Source organism: Hymenobacter psychrophilus, from assembly GCF_900107135.1.
GTDB classification, from domain to species: Bacteria; Bacteroidota; Bacteroidia; order Cytophagales; family Hymenobacteraceae; genus Hymenobacter; species Hymenobacter psychrophilus.
The window spans coordinates 91,976-106,139 of the sequence record NZ_FNOV01000004.1 but is presented as its reverse complement, the minus strand read 5'-3'; the positions used below and the strand labels follow the sequence as shown (position 1 = coordinate 106,139).

Annotated in this window: 16 protein-coding genes; 7 read left to right on the top strand and 9 right to left on the bottom strand. The window is 62.2% G+C overall.

Going from position 1 to position 14,164, the window contains the following annotated elements; genetic code table 11:
• Positions 1-10 precede the first annotated feature (10 nt).
• Positions 11-577, top strand: a complete 567-nt coding sequence (locus BLW21_RS07255) for a hypothetical protein (RefSeq protein WP_139255119.1) — start codon at positions 11-13, stop codon at positions 575-577.
• Here the strand turns inward: BLW21_RS07255 and BLW21_RS07250 are convergent.
• The 7 genes from BLW21_RS07250 to BLW21_RS07220 form a co-directional block, all read right to left on the bottom strand.
• Entirely contained in the window at positions 574-969 is a 396-nt protein-coding gene (locus BLW21_RS07250; RefSeq protein ID WP_092738790.1) for a hypothetical protein, read from the bottom strand. The two genes, BLW21_RS07255 and BLW21_RS07250, sit on opposite strands and share 4 nt — an antisense overlap.
• A gap of 71 nt (positions 970-1,040) precedes the next feature.
• Positions 1,041-1,415, bottom strand: coding sequence for a hypothetical protein (locus BLW21_RS07245; RefSeq protein ID WP_092738789.1), 375 nt, complete (start codon positions 1,413-1,415; stop codon positions 1,041-1,043).
• On the bottom strand, positions 1,412-1,786 hold the full coding sequence (locus BLW21_RS07240; RefSeq protein ID WP_139255118.1) for a hypothetical protein: 375 nt from the start codon (positions 1,784-1,786) through the stop codon (positions 1,412-1,414). Before BLW21_RS07240 ends, BLW21_RS07245 begins: the two co-directional genes overlap by 4 nt.
• A gap of 6 nt (positions 1,787-1,792) precedes the next feature.
• The gene (locus BLW21_RS07235; RefSeq protein WP_092738787.1) at positions 1,793-2,023 is read right to left on the bottom strand and encodes a hypothetical protein; all 231 of its coding nucleotides are present in this window, start codon (positions 2,021-2,023) and stop codon (positions 1,793-1,795) included.
• 112 nt (positions 2,024-2,135) lie between these two features.
• Positions 2,136-3,767: a DUF4153 domain-containing protein gene (locus BLW21_RS07230; RefSeq protein ID WP_092738786.1), complete on the bottom strand. Its 1,632-nt coding sequence runs from the start codon at positions 3,765-3,767 to the stop codon at positions 2,136-2,138.
• Positions 3,768-3,822: 55 nt separating this feature from the next.
• Positions 3,823-4,116, bottom strand: a complete 294-nt coding sequence (locus BLW21_RS07225) for a winged helix-turn-helix domain-containing protein (protein WP_092738785.1) — start codon at positions 4,114-4,116, stop codon at positions 3,823-3,825.
• 136 nt (positions 4,117-4,252) lie between these two features.
• Complete coding sequence (locus BLW21_RS07220) at positions 4,253-4,891, bottom strand: hypothetical protein (RefSeq protein WP_092738784.1); 639 nt, start codon at positions 4,889-4,891, stop codon at positions 4,253-4,255.
• Positions 4,892-5,296: 405 nt separating this feature from the next.
• Here BLW21_RS07220 and BLW21_RS07215 point away from each other — a divergent pair, with 405 nt between their 5' ends.
• The 4 genes from BLW21_RS07215 to BLW21_RS07200 all read left to right on the top strand — a co-directional run bounded on the left by BLW21_RS07215 (position 5,297) and on the right by BLW21_RS07200 (position 8,328).
• Entirely contained in the window at positions 5,297-5,731 is a 435-nt protein-coding gene (locus BLW21_RS07215) for a hypothetical protein (protein ID WP_092738783.1), read from the top strand.
• 62 nt (positions 5,732-5,793) lie between these two features.
• Positions 5,794-6,618 carry a hypothetical protein gene (locus BLW21_RS07210; RefSeq protein ID WP_092738782.1) on the top strand — a complete coding sequence of 275 codons (825 nt, stop codon included), beginning with the start codon at positions 5,794-5,796 and terminating at the stop codon, positions 6,616-6,618.
• Positions 6,619-6,702: 84 nt separating this feature from the next.
• The gene (locus BLW21_RS07205) at positions 6,703-7,575 is read left to right on the top strand and encodes a UbiA family prenyltransferase (RefSeq protein WP_092738781.1); all 873 of its coding nucleotides are present in this window, start codon (positions 6,703-6,705) and stop codon (positions 7,573-7,575) included.
• A 120-nt stretch (positions 7,576-7,695) separates the two neighbouring features.
• Positions 7,696-8,328: a hypothetical protein gene (locus BLW21_RS07200; protein ID WP_092738780.1), complete on the top strand. Its 633-nt coding sequence runs from the start codon at positions 7,696-7,698 to the stop codon at positions 8,326-8,328.
• Positions 8,329-8,394: 66 nt separating this feature from the next.
• On the opposite strand, the gene BLW21_RS07195 is transcribed toward BLW21_RS07200, so the two are convergent.
• The gene (locus tag BLW21_RS07195; RefSeq protein ID WP_092738779.1) at positions 8,395-9,072 is read right to left on the bottom strand and encodes a DsbA family protein; all 678 of its coding nucleotides are present in this window, start codon (positions 9,070-9,072) and stop codon (positions 8,395-8,397) included.
• Between the two features lie 216 nt (positions 9,073-9,288).
• Between BLW21_RS07195 and BLW21_RS07190 the strand changes: the two genes are divergently transcribed.
• Together BLW21_RS07190 and BLW21_RS07185 are read left to right on the top strand one after the other, a co-directional pair.
• The gene (locus BLW21_RS07190; RefSeq protein WP_092738778.1) at positions 9,289-10,569 is read left to right on the top strand and encodes a T9SS type A sorting domain-containing protein; all 1,281 of its coding nucleotides are present in this window, start codon (positions 9,289-9,291) and stop codon (positions 10,567-10,569) included.
• 94 nt (positions 10,570-10,663) lie between these two features.
• On the top strand, positions 10,664-11,395 hold the full coding sequence (locus BLW21_RS07185) for a hypothetical protein (RefSeq protein ID WP_092738777.1): 732 nt from the start codon (positions 10,664-10,666) through the stop codon (positions 11,393-11,395).
• A gap of 90 nt (positions 11,396-11,485) precedes the next feature.
• Here the strand turns inward: BLW21_RS07185 and rho are convergent, their stop codons facing one another.
• Positions 11,486-13,666 carry a transcription termination factor Rho gene (gene rho / locus BLW21_RS07180; RefSeq protein WP_092738776.1) on the bottom strand — a complete coding sequence of 727 codons (2,181 nt, stop codon included), beginning with the start codon at positions 13,664-13,666 and terminating at the stop codon, positions 11,486-11,488.
• Between the last annotated feature and the right edge of the window lie 498 nt (positions 13,667-14,164).

The window sequence follows — 14,164 nt, the reverse complement described above, 5'->3', positions numbered from 1 at the left end:
TACCTAGCCTATGCCGCTGACTCCACCCATTCCGATGGCCTACGACGCCGCAACCCGCACCAAACAGCATACCTCGCTCACGGTGGGCGGCGGGGCCGTACTGGTGCCGTTGGTAGTAGGCGGCTTGATTGCCGGCATTGGCCCGGAAACGTCAATAGAACGTGGTTTCATCTTATTCCTTCAAATGAGTGGCATGCTATTGGTCGTGGGGATAGTACCGGCGCTACTATTCGCCTTCCTGCGGGAGCCAGTCATGCGGCGATTATTTAATGTAGTAAGTCAGCTAGTTACCCCCTGGGGACGCGCTGCTACGCTGCTTATCGGCACCTTGGTGGTCTTTATCAGCTACGCTGCCGTTGCGGCCGGCCTTTTTTCACTGTATATGTGGCTGGAGGGGCCTGCGCATCGCCTGAGTTACTGGCAGTACCTAACGAGCCAATCCGATATAGTACTGGGTGTCGTCCGCATATTTTCCGTTTGCGCGTTTCCCTGGCTACTCGCGGCGCTGGCCTCGGCCTGGTACGTCAACCGCGACTTGCTGCCGGGAGGCAGTTGGCAGGCTGATGCGGCAGGCTAACTCCCTGTTAGCCGATTGGCCTCCGCCCGGCGGGTGGCCCAGGTAGCCAGCACCAGCAGCAGACCTTTCAGCCCGTCGAGCAACAGGTTATCGAAGCGGCCATATACCAGGTACAGGCCCAGCCCGATACCCATCCACCAGAAGCCCAGCAGGTAGCATAAAGCCGGGTAGCCCGCATGGCGCCGCCCCACCCACACGAGGGCCAGTACGATGGCCAGACTCACGAATAGCAGCAACCAGGCCACCACGAACGCCAGAAACCGGGTGTCGGCCGTAACGCCGGCTCCGAATTTTTCCAGTAGCATGTCGGGGGCAAAGAAGCCGCCCGCGGTCAGCAGCAGCTCGAACAGCAGGGCCACAACAAGCAGAATCAGGAGGGAGGTGCGGGCCATGAGGGGTGAGTTAGTGGCCGGTGACGTTACCGGAAGTTGCGCCATAAGCTAGCAAAATTATGCGGTTGCGGCTACCATTGATTGTTTGCCAGCAAAAGCAGAAACCCAACGAAAAGCAGCATCGACAGTAACACCGCTACCACATAGGTGCCGATGGTGGCCAGTTGCCAAATCCCCCGCCACCACAAACCCCGCATCCGCCGTTGCACCCGCCCGGCGGTGGCAGCGGCCAGCCACGGCAGGGTTCCCAGGCCGGACACCAGCAAAAGCCCAAACCACTTTTCAGCCTGCGGAAAATGCGGCCATAGCTCCTCGACAAACAGCAGATTGAGGGCGCTAAAACCAATCAGGCCCAGCGCCCACCCTACCGGACGTGGCACGGCCGGCAGCAGCACCTGGCACAAAAACCGGCGTAGCTGCGTCGGATACGATTCGGTCGGTTTCATGGCAGCGGATTGAGGTGCAGCCAGCCGGCGCCAAACAGCAGCAGAAACAGTAGGGTGCCCAGATGAAAAACCACGCAGAGCCAGAACACGAAATCGGCCTGGTAGCGGGGCCGGTCGAGCAACGAGGCCGGCGTATCGGGCAGCGCCAGCGGCAGCGTGGCCCGGTACAGCACCCCGGCATTGGCCGCGGCCAGCAGCAGGGCCACCAGCAACGGCTGCTGCCACAGCCGCACCAGCATAGCGAGGCCGGCCGCGTCGGTGGAGCCCAGGCGGTACCAGCCGGGTAGCTGCCAGACGGTCCAGAGTAAGGCACAAGTGGCCAGCAGCACCGCCAAGCAGCGGCCGGGAGAGGTGGCAATAGTCGAGTGCATAACCATTTACCGCACCGCTACGGCCGCCGCGCCCGGGCCCCAGAGCAGCATTACATGCAACAGCGCCCAGAGGACGGAACCCAGCAGCAGAGCCGCCGCGGGCAGCACCACAGCCAGCAGCCGGCGGCTCCGCTCGGGCGGTGTGGCGGCCCGCTCGTGCCAGGTGAGCAGCGTGGCCAGCACCACAATGCTGCCCACGCACCAGAACAGGCCCAGGAAAGAGAGGAAGAAATTCATGGTTTTGAGCTGTTAGCGGTTCGATATGATTTTCGTTGAGCTTCGTTCAGACGGCGCACCCCACCCCCGCCCCACCTCGCTCGATGCGCGACATCCTCCGGGAGAGGGGGTGCTACTTTGAGGCCTCAGCAAACGCCGCCGATTCGGCGGCGGTCCAGCTTTGCCAGGTGCGCTGGCGCGGATAGTTCAGCCGCCAGTTGGCAAGGCGGCGCTGAAGGAGGGCGCGGGCTTCGGTAGGTGGGGCCGTTTCTGCGGTGTAGGAGCCGGGTGGGCTGATAATGATGCGGCTCATGCCGTCGAGTACCTGCTGGCGGGCGGCCAGCTCGGGCAGCACCCGGGCGGGCATTTCGAGCAGGAAGCCCAGGTCGAGGGTTTGGAAGCGGGCGTTGAGGTTGTAGCGGCCAATCCAGATTTCCCAGTTGCCCAGCGCCAGCAGCAGCAGCAGCCCGTAGGCGGCCAGCGAGTTGAGGCGCACCAGCGCAAAGGCCGAGCGGCGCTGCCAGATTTTAAGCAGCACGGTAACCAAGCCGAAGAAAGTCAGCAGCAGAAACCCGTACACCCCTATGCGCTTGTAGGCCAGGCCCGTGTACTGGATGTAGTAGTAGTTGCGCAGCCCCACCGACACCACCAACACCGCGTTCTGCACCACCCAGACGGTAGCACCCCAGCGCAGGGCCACCAGGCCGGGCTGGTAGAAGTTGAGGTTGCGCCGGAAAAACCACAGCACAATGCCCATGGCCACCAGAATGCTGAAAATGAGCACGTAGGTGCCTTCGTGCACGAACTGGGTCAGGTCGAAGCCGGGGGCCGGCACGAAGCCAGACCAGATCCAGCGGATATCAATGACGTTGACGACCAGCAGCAGTCCGTTCACAAGGCCGAATACGGCCAGGGCCGCCAGGTATTCCTTGCGTAAATCGAGGGCTTTGCGGTTGAGGGTCCGGAAATCGGGCCGGCGCACGCCCAGTGAGGCCACCCGGTCGCGCTGCCGCCGCACAAATTCGCCCAGCCGCGACTCCCGGTCCTGGAAGAAGTGCAGCGGCACGACGACCAGCGTCCCGGCCGTAAGTGCGAGTCCGACCAGAAAAAACAGCAGGTGCGGGATGGAAATAGCGGGTAGCAGCGCCAGCAGCCAGTCGCCCAGCCGCTCGAATACCTGCCCGGCCAGGGCAGCATAGCGCGGGTTGGCCAGCACGAACAGGAAGTGGAAAACGACCAGCACCGCCAGCGGCGCCAGCAGCAAACGGCCGTAAAAGCGCGTGCTCCCCCAGCGGCCCGCTCCGGCCTGGGGTAGCCGCAGGTAGGGCAGCAGCCCCGGCAGCACCCGCGCGGCCGCGCCCAGCGCCGTGAGCAACGCGAAGGCCAGCAGCCGCAGGTGGGGCTGATTGACGAGGCCCAGCAGCATGACGAGCGAGGCCACGCAGGCCAGCCAGGCGGCTCCCGAGCCATACCACAGCACGGCGCCCGCGCTCAACATTGTACCGGCCAGCAGCAGCCGGAAGTAGCCCGAGCGCCAGACTGCCGCGTGTCGGGGCAGGCCCACCAGCGTAGCTGCCACCACAAACAGCGTGTACAGGGCCAGATTCAGCCCCACCCCCTGCCGGTAGAACAGCACGTCGAAGAGCACCGCGCCCAGGGGCAGCAGCAGTTTCTGGAGGGCCGTGAGCGGCAGCGGAATCCGGCGGGCAGCAACCGCGGGCGGGAAGGCCGGCGCCGAGGCTGCCGGGGAAGTGAATGTCGTCATATATTTTTTAAAAGAACTTTGTATTTCAAAGTTTAAAGGCAAAAAAAGAGGGCCACTATCCGCGCAACAGTTTTTCCAGCACCTCCAGATGCTCCTGGAAAGCCGTCTTACCTTCCTTGGAAGCCGAGTACGTGGTGTTGGGCTTCTTGCCAACGAATTGCTTGCTGACGCTCACGTAGCCGACCTTCTCGAGGGCCGCGACGTGGCTGGCCAGGTTGCCGTCGGTCAGGTCGAGGGCCTCCTTGAGCTCGGTGAAGCTAACTACCTCGTTGGCCATGAGCACCGCCATCACGCCCAACCGCACCCGGTTGTCGAAAGCCTTATTAAGCGTGTGAATCAGGTGCTTCAAAGTGGTGATTTGGTGAGGTGGTGATTTGGTGATTTTGATGTTCGAGGGGTCCTGATGGCGCGAATGGTGCTAACGGTGCATTTGGCGCAAGTAGGACTGTTGAACGTCAAACTCACCAAATCACCAAATCACCACCTCACCGCTCGTAGCGGTTGTACATCAGCAACCCGTAGCCGATGTGGCCCAGGCCGAAACCGAGTGCAAAGAACAGCAGGCCCAGGCCGGGAATCAACATGGCAACCAACCCGAGGCCGATTTGGGTGAGGCCCAGCCAGCGGATTTCGTCGAGGGTGTACTTGCTGGCGTTGAGCAGGGCCAGGCCGTAGAACAGCAGCATGCCCGGCACCACCAGCGCCACCGCGCCATCCAGGTACAGCGCAATGCAGAACAGTCCGCCCGCCACCAGCGGAATGGCCAGGCTGATGGCCAGCCGCCGGCCCAGCGCGCTCCAGAGCGGCTGCCCGTTGCGGCGCGCCCGGCGCAACGTAAAGAACGTGGCCACCAGCAGCGCCAACACCACGATTACCGCTGCCAGCCCCAGCAGAAACGGCAGCACTGCCCGCCGCTCGGCGGCCGAGCTTTCCAGCAGCCCCAGGTAGCCGGCATACGGATACAGCCCGTTCAGGTACCAATGGCCGAATCCGGCCCCGGCCAGCGCCACCAGCCCCGCCCCTACCCCGGCCAGTCCGCTCAGGGAAATAAAGCGCGACGACCGCTCCATGATGGCGCGAATCTCGGTGAGTTGGGCGAGCGGGTCGGGAGTAGGCTGGGCCATATTTTCAGAAAGAACTTTGCACTACAAAGCAAACAATATTTCGCCGGTTTCCCAAGCACTGTCGCTTCTTTTTTGTCAGGGCCTCGCCTCCAGCCGAGTGGTTTTGCCGGAGGCCGCAGGCCCCGCAGCCCGCAGTCAGGTGGTCGAACCCGTCCCAAAATGAGTTATCGGCGGCGGACAAGAGGTTGCCAAATGCAACCGAAACCGTGCTGCCACCACGCTGTGGGCTACTGGCAGCTGGCCCATTTTGACACGAGGTTTTCCCATCAAAAAACTGCTTTAAATCAATCCAAAGGGAACTTTTGGGGCGTAAGTTCTTGCATCGATTGCCCCACTGCCGGGGCGTGGTTCGCCCCACTCCCGGCCATATTTATTTCCTTCTCATTTCCCTAACCGCCTACCCTTATGACCTACGCTTACACTCCGTCCAACTACTCCACTATTATCCGCACGCTTATTCTGTGGCTGCTGAGCAACATCGGGGGCACCCTGTGGCTAACGCTGGATTTTGCCTACGAGCGGCTCGAGGATTACCCGATTGCCCTGATGGTCGGCCTGACGGCGGCGCTGACGTCGCTGGCCATTGTGCCGCTAGTGGTGCCTTTCTTCGTGCTCATGAGCCGCCTGCAGGCCGACTGGCCGCGCCGCACGGTGGCCCTGACGGGCATCATCCTGTTTTTCCTGCTGGCCAACCAAGTCCTGCTCGGTCTTATCCCTATGAACTCGGTGGCCGAGCTGCTGCCGTTTTCGCTGCCTTACGGTATTGCGGCAGTGCTAGGTGTGCTTTGGCTCTATGGTCCTGCCCGGCACGTGGCCGCCCCCTCGCAACGGACCCGCTAACCCGCTGCCTGTTTCGGCCGGGCCCGCCAACGCAAGGTCCGTTCTGCCCGTAAGCCCACGGCATGAAGCTGCGCCTGCACCTGTTCGAGTTCGAGGATTTACCCTGGTTTCCGAAAGTGATTCGGGCCGGGATGATGGATTACCTGCGGTTCATGATTTCGGCCCTAGGCACTTACTCGCCCATTGTGCCCCTGCTGCTGGCAGCCCTGCGCCACACCGACCAGACGCGGGTGCTGGAGTTGGGTGCCGGGGCGGGCGGCGGCACGGCCGGCGTACTGCGCGACCTGCGGGCGGGCGGCCTGCCCGAGGCCCGCGTCTGCCTCACCGACCTCTACCCCCAGCCCGCCGCCTGGCAGCCGCTGCAAGCCAGTACCCCCGGCCTGGAATTCGAGCCGGCCCCGGTAAACGCGTTGGCCGTGCCGGCCGGGCTACCGGGCTTCCGCACTATTTTTTCGGCTTTCCACCACTTCCCGCCCGCTGCCGCCGAGGCCCTGCTGGCCGATGCCGTGCGGCAGCGCACGGGCATTGGGGTGTTTGAGGGCGCGGGCAAGCACTGGCTGGAGCTGCTGCTGGCCCTCACGGTGCTGCCGGTAGCCCAGTTGCTCATCACGCCCTTCATCCGGCCATTCCGCCTCGGCCGGCTGTTTTTCACTTATGTGGTGCCTCTGATTCCGCTCTTTACCATCTGGGACGGCTGCGTGAGCATTCTGCGCATGTATCCGCCCGCGCAGCTGCTGGCCCTGGCCCACCGTGCCGACCCAACCGGCAGCTTTAGCTGGCAGGCTGGCAAAGTGCGCCACTGGTGGGGGCCCCAGGTAACGTATTTGATTGGTGTGCCCCGGACAGAAAGGGAGGAGAGTGGTAAAAACGTCATTCAGAGCATGTGACGCATAGTGCCGCATGCTCTGAATGACGTTCTTTCTCAACTCCCGTAACTTCGCCTTTCGCTCTTACTTCACCGGCCTTATCAATTGACAATTACCAAGTACAAAAAGGCCCTGCCGCTACTACGGATACCATTTTCGGTATACCTGATGCCGGTGTTCTGGTTCGGACTAAGCGCGTTGCCAGGGTCGTTTAGCCCGTGGCGGGCGGCGGGCGTGTTTGTGGTCCTGCACCTGCTGGCCTACCCCGCTTCCAATGGCTACAACAGTTACTACGACCGCGACGAAGGCAGCATCGGCGGCCTGCGCACGCCCCCGAAAGTGTCGCCCGAGCTGCTGCATCTGGTGTGGCTGTTCGACGCGCTGGCGGTGGCAGGCGCCTGGCTGCTGAGCCCGGCCTTTGCGGGGCTGGTGGCGGTGTACCTGCTGGTATCGAAGGCCTATAGCTACGAGGGCATCCGCCTCAAAAAGTATCCGCTGCTGAGCACGGCCGTGGTGGTGGTGTTTCAGGGAGCCTACACGTTTCTGATGACCCAGGTGGGCGTAGGCGCCACCACCGGCCAACTGCTGGCCCCCGACAACCTGCTGCTGGCCCTGGTGAGCAGCCTGTTTCTGTGCGGCTCCTACCCCCTCACCCAGGTGTACCAGCACGCCGAGGACGCCCGCCGCGGCGACCGGACACTGAGCTTGCGCCTGGGCATCCGGGGCACGTTTGTGTTTGCCGGGCTGGCCCTGGCGGCCGGAGCCGGACTGCTGGCCTACACCTACCTGCGCCGCCACGAGTCAACGCACCTGCTCCTGTTTCTGGTGGCCACCGGCCCGGTGGTGTGGCTGTTCGGGCGCTGGGCCTGGGCCGTCTGGCACGACTCGGCTGCCGCCAACTTCGACCACACAATGCGCATGAACCAGGTTTCTTCGCTGTGTATGAGCCTGGCCTTCGTGCTGATGCTGTTTTTCTAGGTATCGGGCTGATGGCCGGGCCAACGCCCTGGCAGTGGATGGAGCTCCGGCGGCATCGGGCGGCCTAACTGCCGGGTTTATCCTTGCGTAGAAAGCCCTATACACCTCCCCTTCTCTGCTATGCGCTTACGCCTGCTATTACCTGCCCTGCTTCCGCTGGCCGCCGCCTGCTCCGGCCCCGCCGACCAACCGGCCGGTTCGGCTACCACTGCGGTTGCCCCCGATACGACCGGAGCCGCCGCGCCGGAACCACTCGATACGGCCCGCGCTGCCACGGTCAATGCCCAGTCCGATACGCTGCTGGTGCGCCGCAACCGCCATGTATTCTCGAACCCGGCCGCTCCCGACGTATTTACACTGGTGCTCCGCGGCCCGTCGGTGCTCAGCGGCGAGGCTACTTTCACCATCACCACGGCTACGGGCGAGGTCATCTTCCGGGAAATTATGACCTCGCCCGAGCTGGAGGCGGCGCTGGTGTACGAGATGAAAACGCCTACCGCCACCCAGGCCGAGCGCGAGGCCTACGTGCGCCGCCGGGTGCAGGAGTTCTTCGCCGCTACCAACTTTCAGCGGCCGGCCCTGGCCCCAACGGCTGCCTACCCCAGCCCCGCCCCCGCCAGCCCCGACCGCGCCACCTGGAATGACCTGCGCCAGCGCCCCGATGCCGTGCGTTTCAACTACCTGGTAGGCAAAGAAGACCGCCGCCACCTGGCTTGGTCGCCGCTCAGCAAGCAGGTCGTACACCTGCCTTAACTGCTCGGCTAGGCGGCACAAACAGTTAACCAGCCGGCCTACCTGTCCATTTAAGCCTACTTTTAATCAGCTGCCCGCCTGCTCTTCGGCTACTTGCGCGAGGGCGTCTTCGAGGTTGCGGGCGAAGGCTTCGTACGGCTGGAAGCCGCGGCTCAGCACGTAACCCTGCGAGCCGGCCCGGAGAATAATGGTGGGAAAGCCCTGCACGCCGATGCGGGCTACCGCCTCGAACTCGCGGCGCACTGCGGCTCCGGTTTCGGGCAACGCAAACCGGCGCGCAAATTCGTCGAACTCAAGGTTCAGCGCCTGCACGAGCGGCTTGTAGGTACGCACGTCGTTCAGGTCCTCGCCGCGCGCAAACAGGGCCAACTGAACCTCGTGGGCAAAATTCAGCACCCGCCCCTGCGCATCGAGCTGCCGCACTACGTACAGGGCCCGCGCCGGGGCTTCGGAATCCTGAAAGTAAGTACCGGCCGCGCCAAGCTGCTTGTAGGCCTCGCCGAACCGCACGCCGGTGGCCTGCTCTACCTGGGACATAGCGCCTGCTATGTAGCCCCAGGAGTCTGCGATGGGCTCGGCCTGTTCGCCGGCCAGCATACCGCCGCTCAGTACAGAAATAGTCAGGCGGCCCGTAAAACTGGCTTCCACGCGCTGCATTACGGAGCTCATGCCGTAGCACCAGCCGCAGTGTGCGTCGTAGAGGTAGAGGAGTTCGGGCAGGTCGGGAGTTGGAGTAGGCTGCATGGGCGGCAAAGTACCGATGCGAAATCAGCTTAGCCAAATCGGAGGAAAATATGCAGGAAAGTCAGGGAGACGCACAGTCTTTTTATATAACTATTTTACTATAATTTATATATATTATTAATATACACATAATTTATTCGTATATTATACATAAAGTAAGATTCAGAGAAGTACATCTTTTTTCACCATTTAACCTCGCTATGCGGATGATCCACCATGAAAACTCTCTTCTCCCCTATTCTCCTGCTGGTAGCCTTGCTGCTGGCAGGCTCCGAAACCGCGCTGGGCCAGTGTACTTACACCACCATTCGGGACGGCAACTTCAATGACCCTACTATTTATGCTACGTCGGGTGGTTCAGGGTGTCCGAGCTTGCCGGCCTCGCTCAGCACTATCATTATCAACCACCAGGTTACGCTCAACCAGAATTTCACGGTGTCGGGCACTACTAACAACAAAACGTCCGGTAGCATCATCATCAGCCCTACCGGGTCGTTGCTGGAAGACGCCACTTCCCGCACCCTCACTATCAGCCACGGCATTCTGCGGGTGCAGGCGGTGGCTAACCGTAGCGTACCGCGGTTGCGCATATCGGTTCTCGAAGTTGCTTACACCCAGCGGGGCAACTTCGATGCGCTGGTGAGCCTAGAAGCCAATTCGGCTGTCCAGGTTACCTGCCTGATGATCGGCAACCAGGGGGGCATTGAACTCGCCGAAAATGCCCTGCTCACCGTGGCGGGCAACATTGATGTTTCCAACGGCAATGGTTCTATTGAAGGTACCGGTTCAGGCTTGCGGCCTGCGGGCACACATGTCGTCGGGGTTTTTACGGGAGTAAACGGAGGCACCCACAACGTGTTCAGTGGCAACTTGCTCGTGTGCATAGAGGGCAAACTAGGCCTCGGCAGCTGCCCCTCTACCGGCCCCATGCAAACGGCCCCGGCGAGCAACGACCCAACCTGCGGCCAGCCCCTACCCGTCACGCTCGTTCGCTTTACGGCCCAGGCCCTCCCTTCTGGCGTGAAGCTCGACTGGGCAACGGCCACCGAACTCAACAACGACTACTTTGAGGTGCAGCGCAGCGCCGACGGCCGGGTTTTCGCCCCGATTGGTAGAGTACCCGGCGCGGGTAACACCAGTTCGGGAGCTACCTACAGCTTCACCGATACTGCGCCCCTGCCCGGCTCGGGCTACTACCGCCTGCGCCAAACCGACCACGACGGTAGCGAAGTGTTTTCCGCGGTAGCAGTAGCTACCGGCCGGCAACAGTTGGAGGCCCGCATTTACCCCAACCCCGGCACAACGACTATTACCCTACCCGCCGGAGCAGAACAGGCCATTCGCTACCGCATCTACACGGCCACCGGCCGCACCGTGCTGGCCGGCCACGGGGCCGGCGGTACTGCCCTGGACGTACAACAGATTCCGGCCGGCCTGTACCTGCTCGAACTCCTTACCGACGGTCAGCGCCACGTCCAGCGTTTTGTGCGGCAATAGCTGCGCCCGCTCATTTGCTCACCTTATCGGCCCGTTGCGTACTTTGCGCAACGGGCTGTTTGCACCATAGCAGGCGGCTTTTTATTCTACTCAGATGTTTTTACTGGCCGCTTTACTCAGTCTCACCACCCCGCTGCCGCCCCCCGGCTCCGGCCCCACCGACAGCCTCATCATCTTCAATGCCAACCGCACCTATCACTACCGCGCCGTATTTATCAGCCCCACCGGCGATACGCTGAGCCGCGAGCGGGTAACATTGCAGCCCTCTGGGGAGCCGTGGATAGCCCAGAAGAAAGTTCAGACTGCTTTTCGGGTCATCTTCAACAATTCACCGCAAGATTCAGCAACCTTCTCCGTTCGCCTGAACCCGGAGTCGAAGGGCCCGGATAAGCCGAAGCGTTACAATTGGATCAAAAGTTATACTACCGGGGCAAAGGAGGATAAGCAGGAAGTGTGGATCCATCCTATTCGCGACAATCAGTATAACTATACCGAAGTGGCGCCATTCCCGGAAGTGAAACAGGATTCATTGGTAGCCGGCCTGGGTTGGGGAGGCAAAATGGTCTTCTTATTTCAGGGTGCCTTCAATGGGAAAGCCACCAACCGCTACCAGGTCGAAAAGCAGGAAACCCGCCAGTACGGCGCATTATCCTTGCCCGGCTGCTGGCTGATTAAGGCAGTAGGGGAGCATAGTAAGCTGGGCAAGAGCTACCTCGATTTCTACTTCCATCCGCAGTACGGCTTCACCGAAATGCACTACCGCTTCTACGATGGAACGAAGATTGACTTCGTGCTGGAACAGGTGCTGGATAAGCGGCAACCGTAGATTCGGCGCTTTTTGTTCTGGTCCATCACAAAAATGGCCCGTTTCGCGCAGCGCGAAACGGGCCATTTTTGTGGTTTTACCCATGGTTGACTAGCCGTTCATGGCCAGCAGGAACTCTTCGTTGTCCTTGGTGCCTTTCATGCGGTCTTTCAGGAACTCCATGGCCTCGGAGGCCGTCATGTCGGACATGAACTTGCGCAGCACCCAGATGCGGTTGAGCTCGTCCTTGCTCATGAGCAGGTCTTCGCGGCGGGTGCCGGAAGCGGGTACGTCGATGGCGGGGAAGATGCGCTTGTTGGCCAGCTTGCGGTCCAGCTGCAGTTCCATGTTGCCGGTGCCTTTAAATTCCTCGAAGATTACCTCGTCCATTTTGGAGCCGGTTTCGATGAGGGCCGTGGCAATAATAGTGAGCGAGCCGCCGTCCTCCACGTTGCGGGCCGCGCCGAAGAAGCGCTTGGGCTTGTGCAGGGCGTTGGCATCGACACCCCCCGAAAGGATTTTGCCCGAAGCGGGCTGCACGGCGTTGTAGGCGCGGGCCAGGCGGGTAATCGAGTCGAGCAGAATCACCACATCGTGGCCGCACTCGACGAGGCGCTTGGCCTTCTCCAGCGCGATGGTGGCAATTTTTACGTGGCGGTCGGCCGTTTCGTCGAAGGTCGAACTGAGCACTTCGGCCTTTACGGTGCGGGCCATATCGGTTACTTCTTCCGGGCGCTCATCAATGAGCAGAATCATCAGGTACACCTCGGGGTGATTTTCCGAAATGGCGTTGGCAATTTCCTGGAGCAGCACCGTTTTGCCGGTTTTGGGCTGGGCTACAATCAGGCCCCGCTGGCCCTTGCCGATGGGGGCGAACAGGTCGAGAATCCGGGTGCTGTACTGGGTCGGCTTGGTGGTGAGCTTGAGGCGTTCCTCGGCGAAGAGAGGCGTGAGGTTGGTGAACGGAATTCGGTCGCGGGCCTCTTCTACCGAGCGGCCGTTTACGCTTTCCACGCCTACCAGGGCAAAATACTTCTCGCCTTCGCGGGGCGGGCGGATAGTGGCCTTCACCGAGTCGCCGGCCTTGAGGGCGAACTGCTTGACCTGCTGCGGCGACACGTAAATGTCGTCGGGCGAAGTCAGGTAGTTGTAGAACGGGCTCCGCAGGAAGCCGTAGCCGCCGTCGGGCATCATTTCCAGCGTACCGTCGCCGGGAATTACGAGGTCCATTTCCGGCAGCTTATTGCCACGCTGCTCGTTGCCGCGCTGCTGCTGGTCCTGCCGGTCGTTACGCGGCTGGTCCTGGCGGTCCTGGCGTTGCTCCTGCCGGCCCGAATCTGAGCGGCCGGCCTCGGCGCCGCCATTCTGGCGCTCGGCCAGACGCTGCTGGCGGGCCAGCTCGCGGGCAGCAAACCGCTCTCCGCGGCGCTGCTCCCGCTGCTCGCGGCTATCGGGGCGGTTGCCGTCGCGCTGGCGGCCTTCGCGTGGCTGATCGTTGCGGGGCTGGTCGTTGCGGTTTTCGCGGTCGTTGCGATTCTCCCGACCATCACGATTTTCGCGGCCATCCCGGCCAGCGTTTTCGAGGCGGTCGTCGCGGAAGTTGCGGGGCTGGTCGGAGCGGCCGTTGCGGGCAGCGTCGGTCATCTCGCGGGCTGCCTCGGTGGGAGCAGCGCTTTCGGCCATGTCGTCGGAAAGCGCCACGTCGGTCAGTGCCGCATCGACCAGGGAAATATCGGAAGCGGCAATAGGACGACCGGCGCGGTCGGTGCGCGTACGGCGCTCGGGACGCTGGTAGAGCTTAACCGGGCGGTCGGCACCAGCGGGGCCGTCGGTAGTGGTGATGGCCGATTCGGCAGACGCGGCGGGTAGCGTTACGTCGTCGAAAGTAGGCGAGGAAACCGGCACGACCGGAGCGTTGGCTTCAGGAGCCGCCTCGGGCTCGGGGGCCAGCTTCTCGGCGGGTGCGGTTTCGATAGGAGCCTGCTCGGCGGCGGCGGCGGCGGCAGCGGCTTTCGTGCGGCTGGCGGCCGGGCGGGCGGCGGGCTTTTTAGCAGCGGCTTCTTTGGGGGCGCGGGCCGCCGGCTTCTGGGGTGCTACCTCCGCCGTTTCGGGGGCTGCTTCGGCGGCGGCCCGCGGCGCGGGTTTGGGCGCGGGGCCCTTGGCCTGGTGATCTAAAATCTTGTAAATAAGGTCCTGCTTGCTTAGCTTTTTGAAATTGCCCACCTGAATGGTTTCGGCAATTTCCTTCAACTCGGACAACAAACGGTCCTTTAGCTCGTCGATGGTGTACATATACTGATGGGGGGGGCAAAAAAGGGGGTTCGGGGCCGCGCGCACCCCACACAGATGGGGTAAGGGGCATTCCGGACATCAGCAGCAACCGCGGTGCGGGGCCTGATGCAGGGAAAAGCAGGAAATGGGGTAAGTGAAACCGGCTGGCGCGGGGCGAAGACGGGCGGGGCGTAAAGAATAAAACAGCTAACGGGCCCGCCAGCTAAAGCCGACTTGTATGTGCAATGTTAACGGAATATGCGGGAACTGCCAAATCGGGTTTCAATCCGGCCACTCAGCCTTGTACAGGTGGCCCCACGGCCACGACGCAGGGAGAAGCAGCCCCGAAAAAGCCAGCGACCAGCCGTGTGGCAACCCGCTACCGACGCATACGGCCGACGGCTCTAAAAGGATGCCGTGAGCCGCTACCGCGAGCCGGTTGTCAGGGTAACGAAGGCAGCGGCTTGCCGGGTTCCCGGGGCGGGCGGGGGCCAGTTTGGCGACCCGGAAACAGCCGGT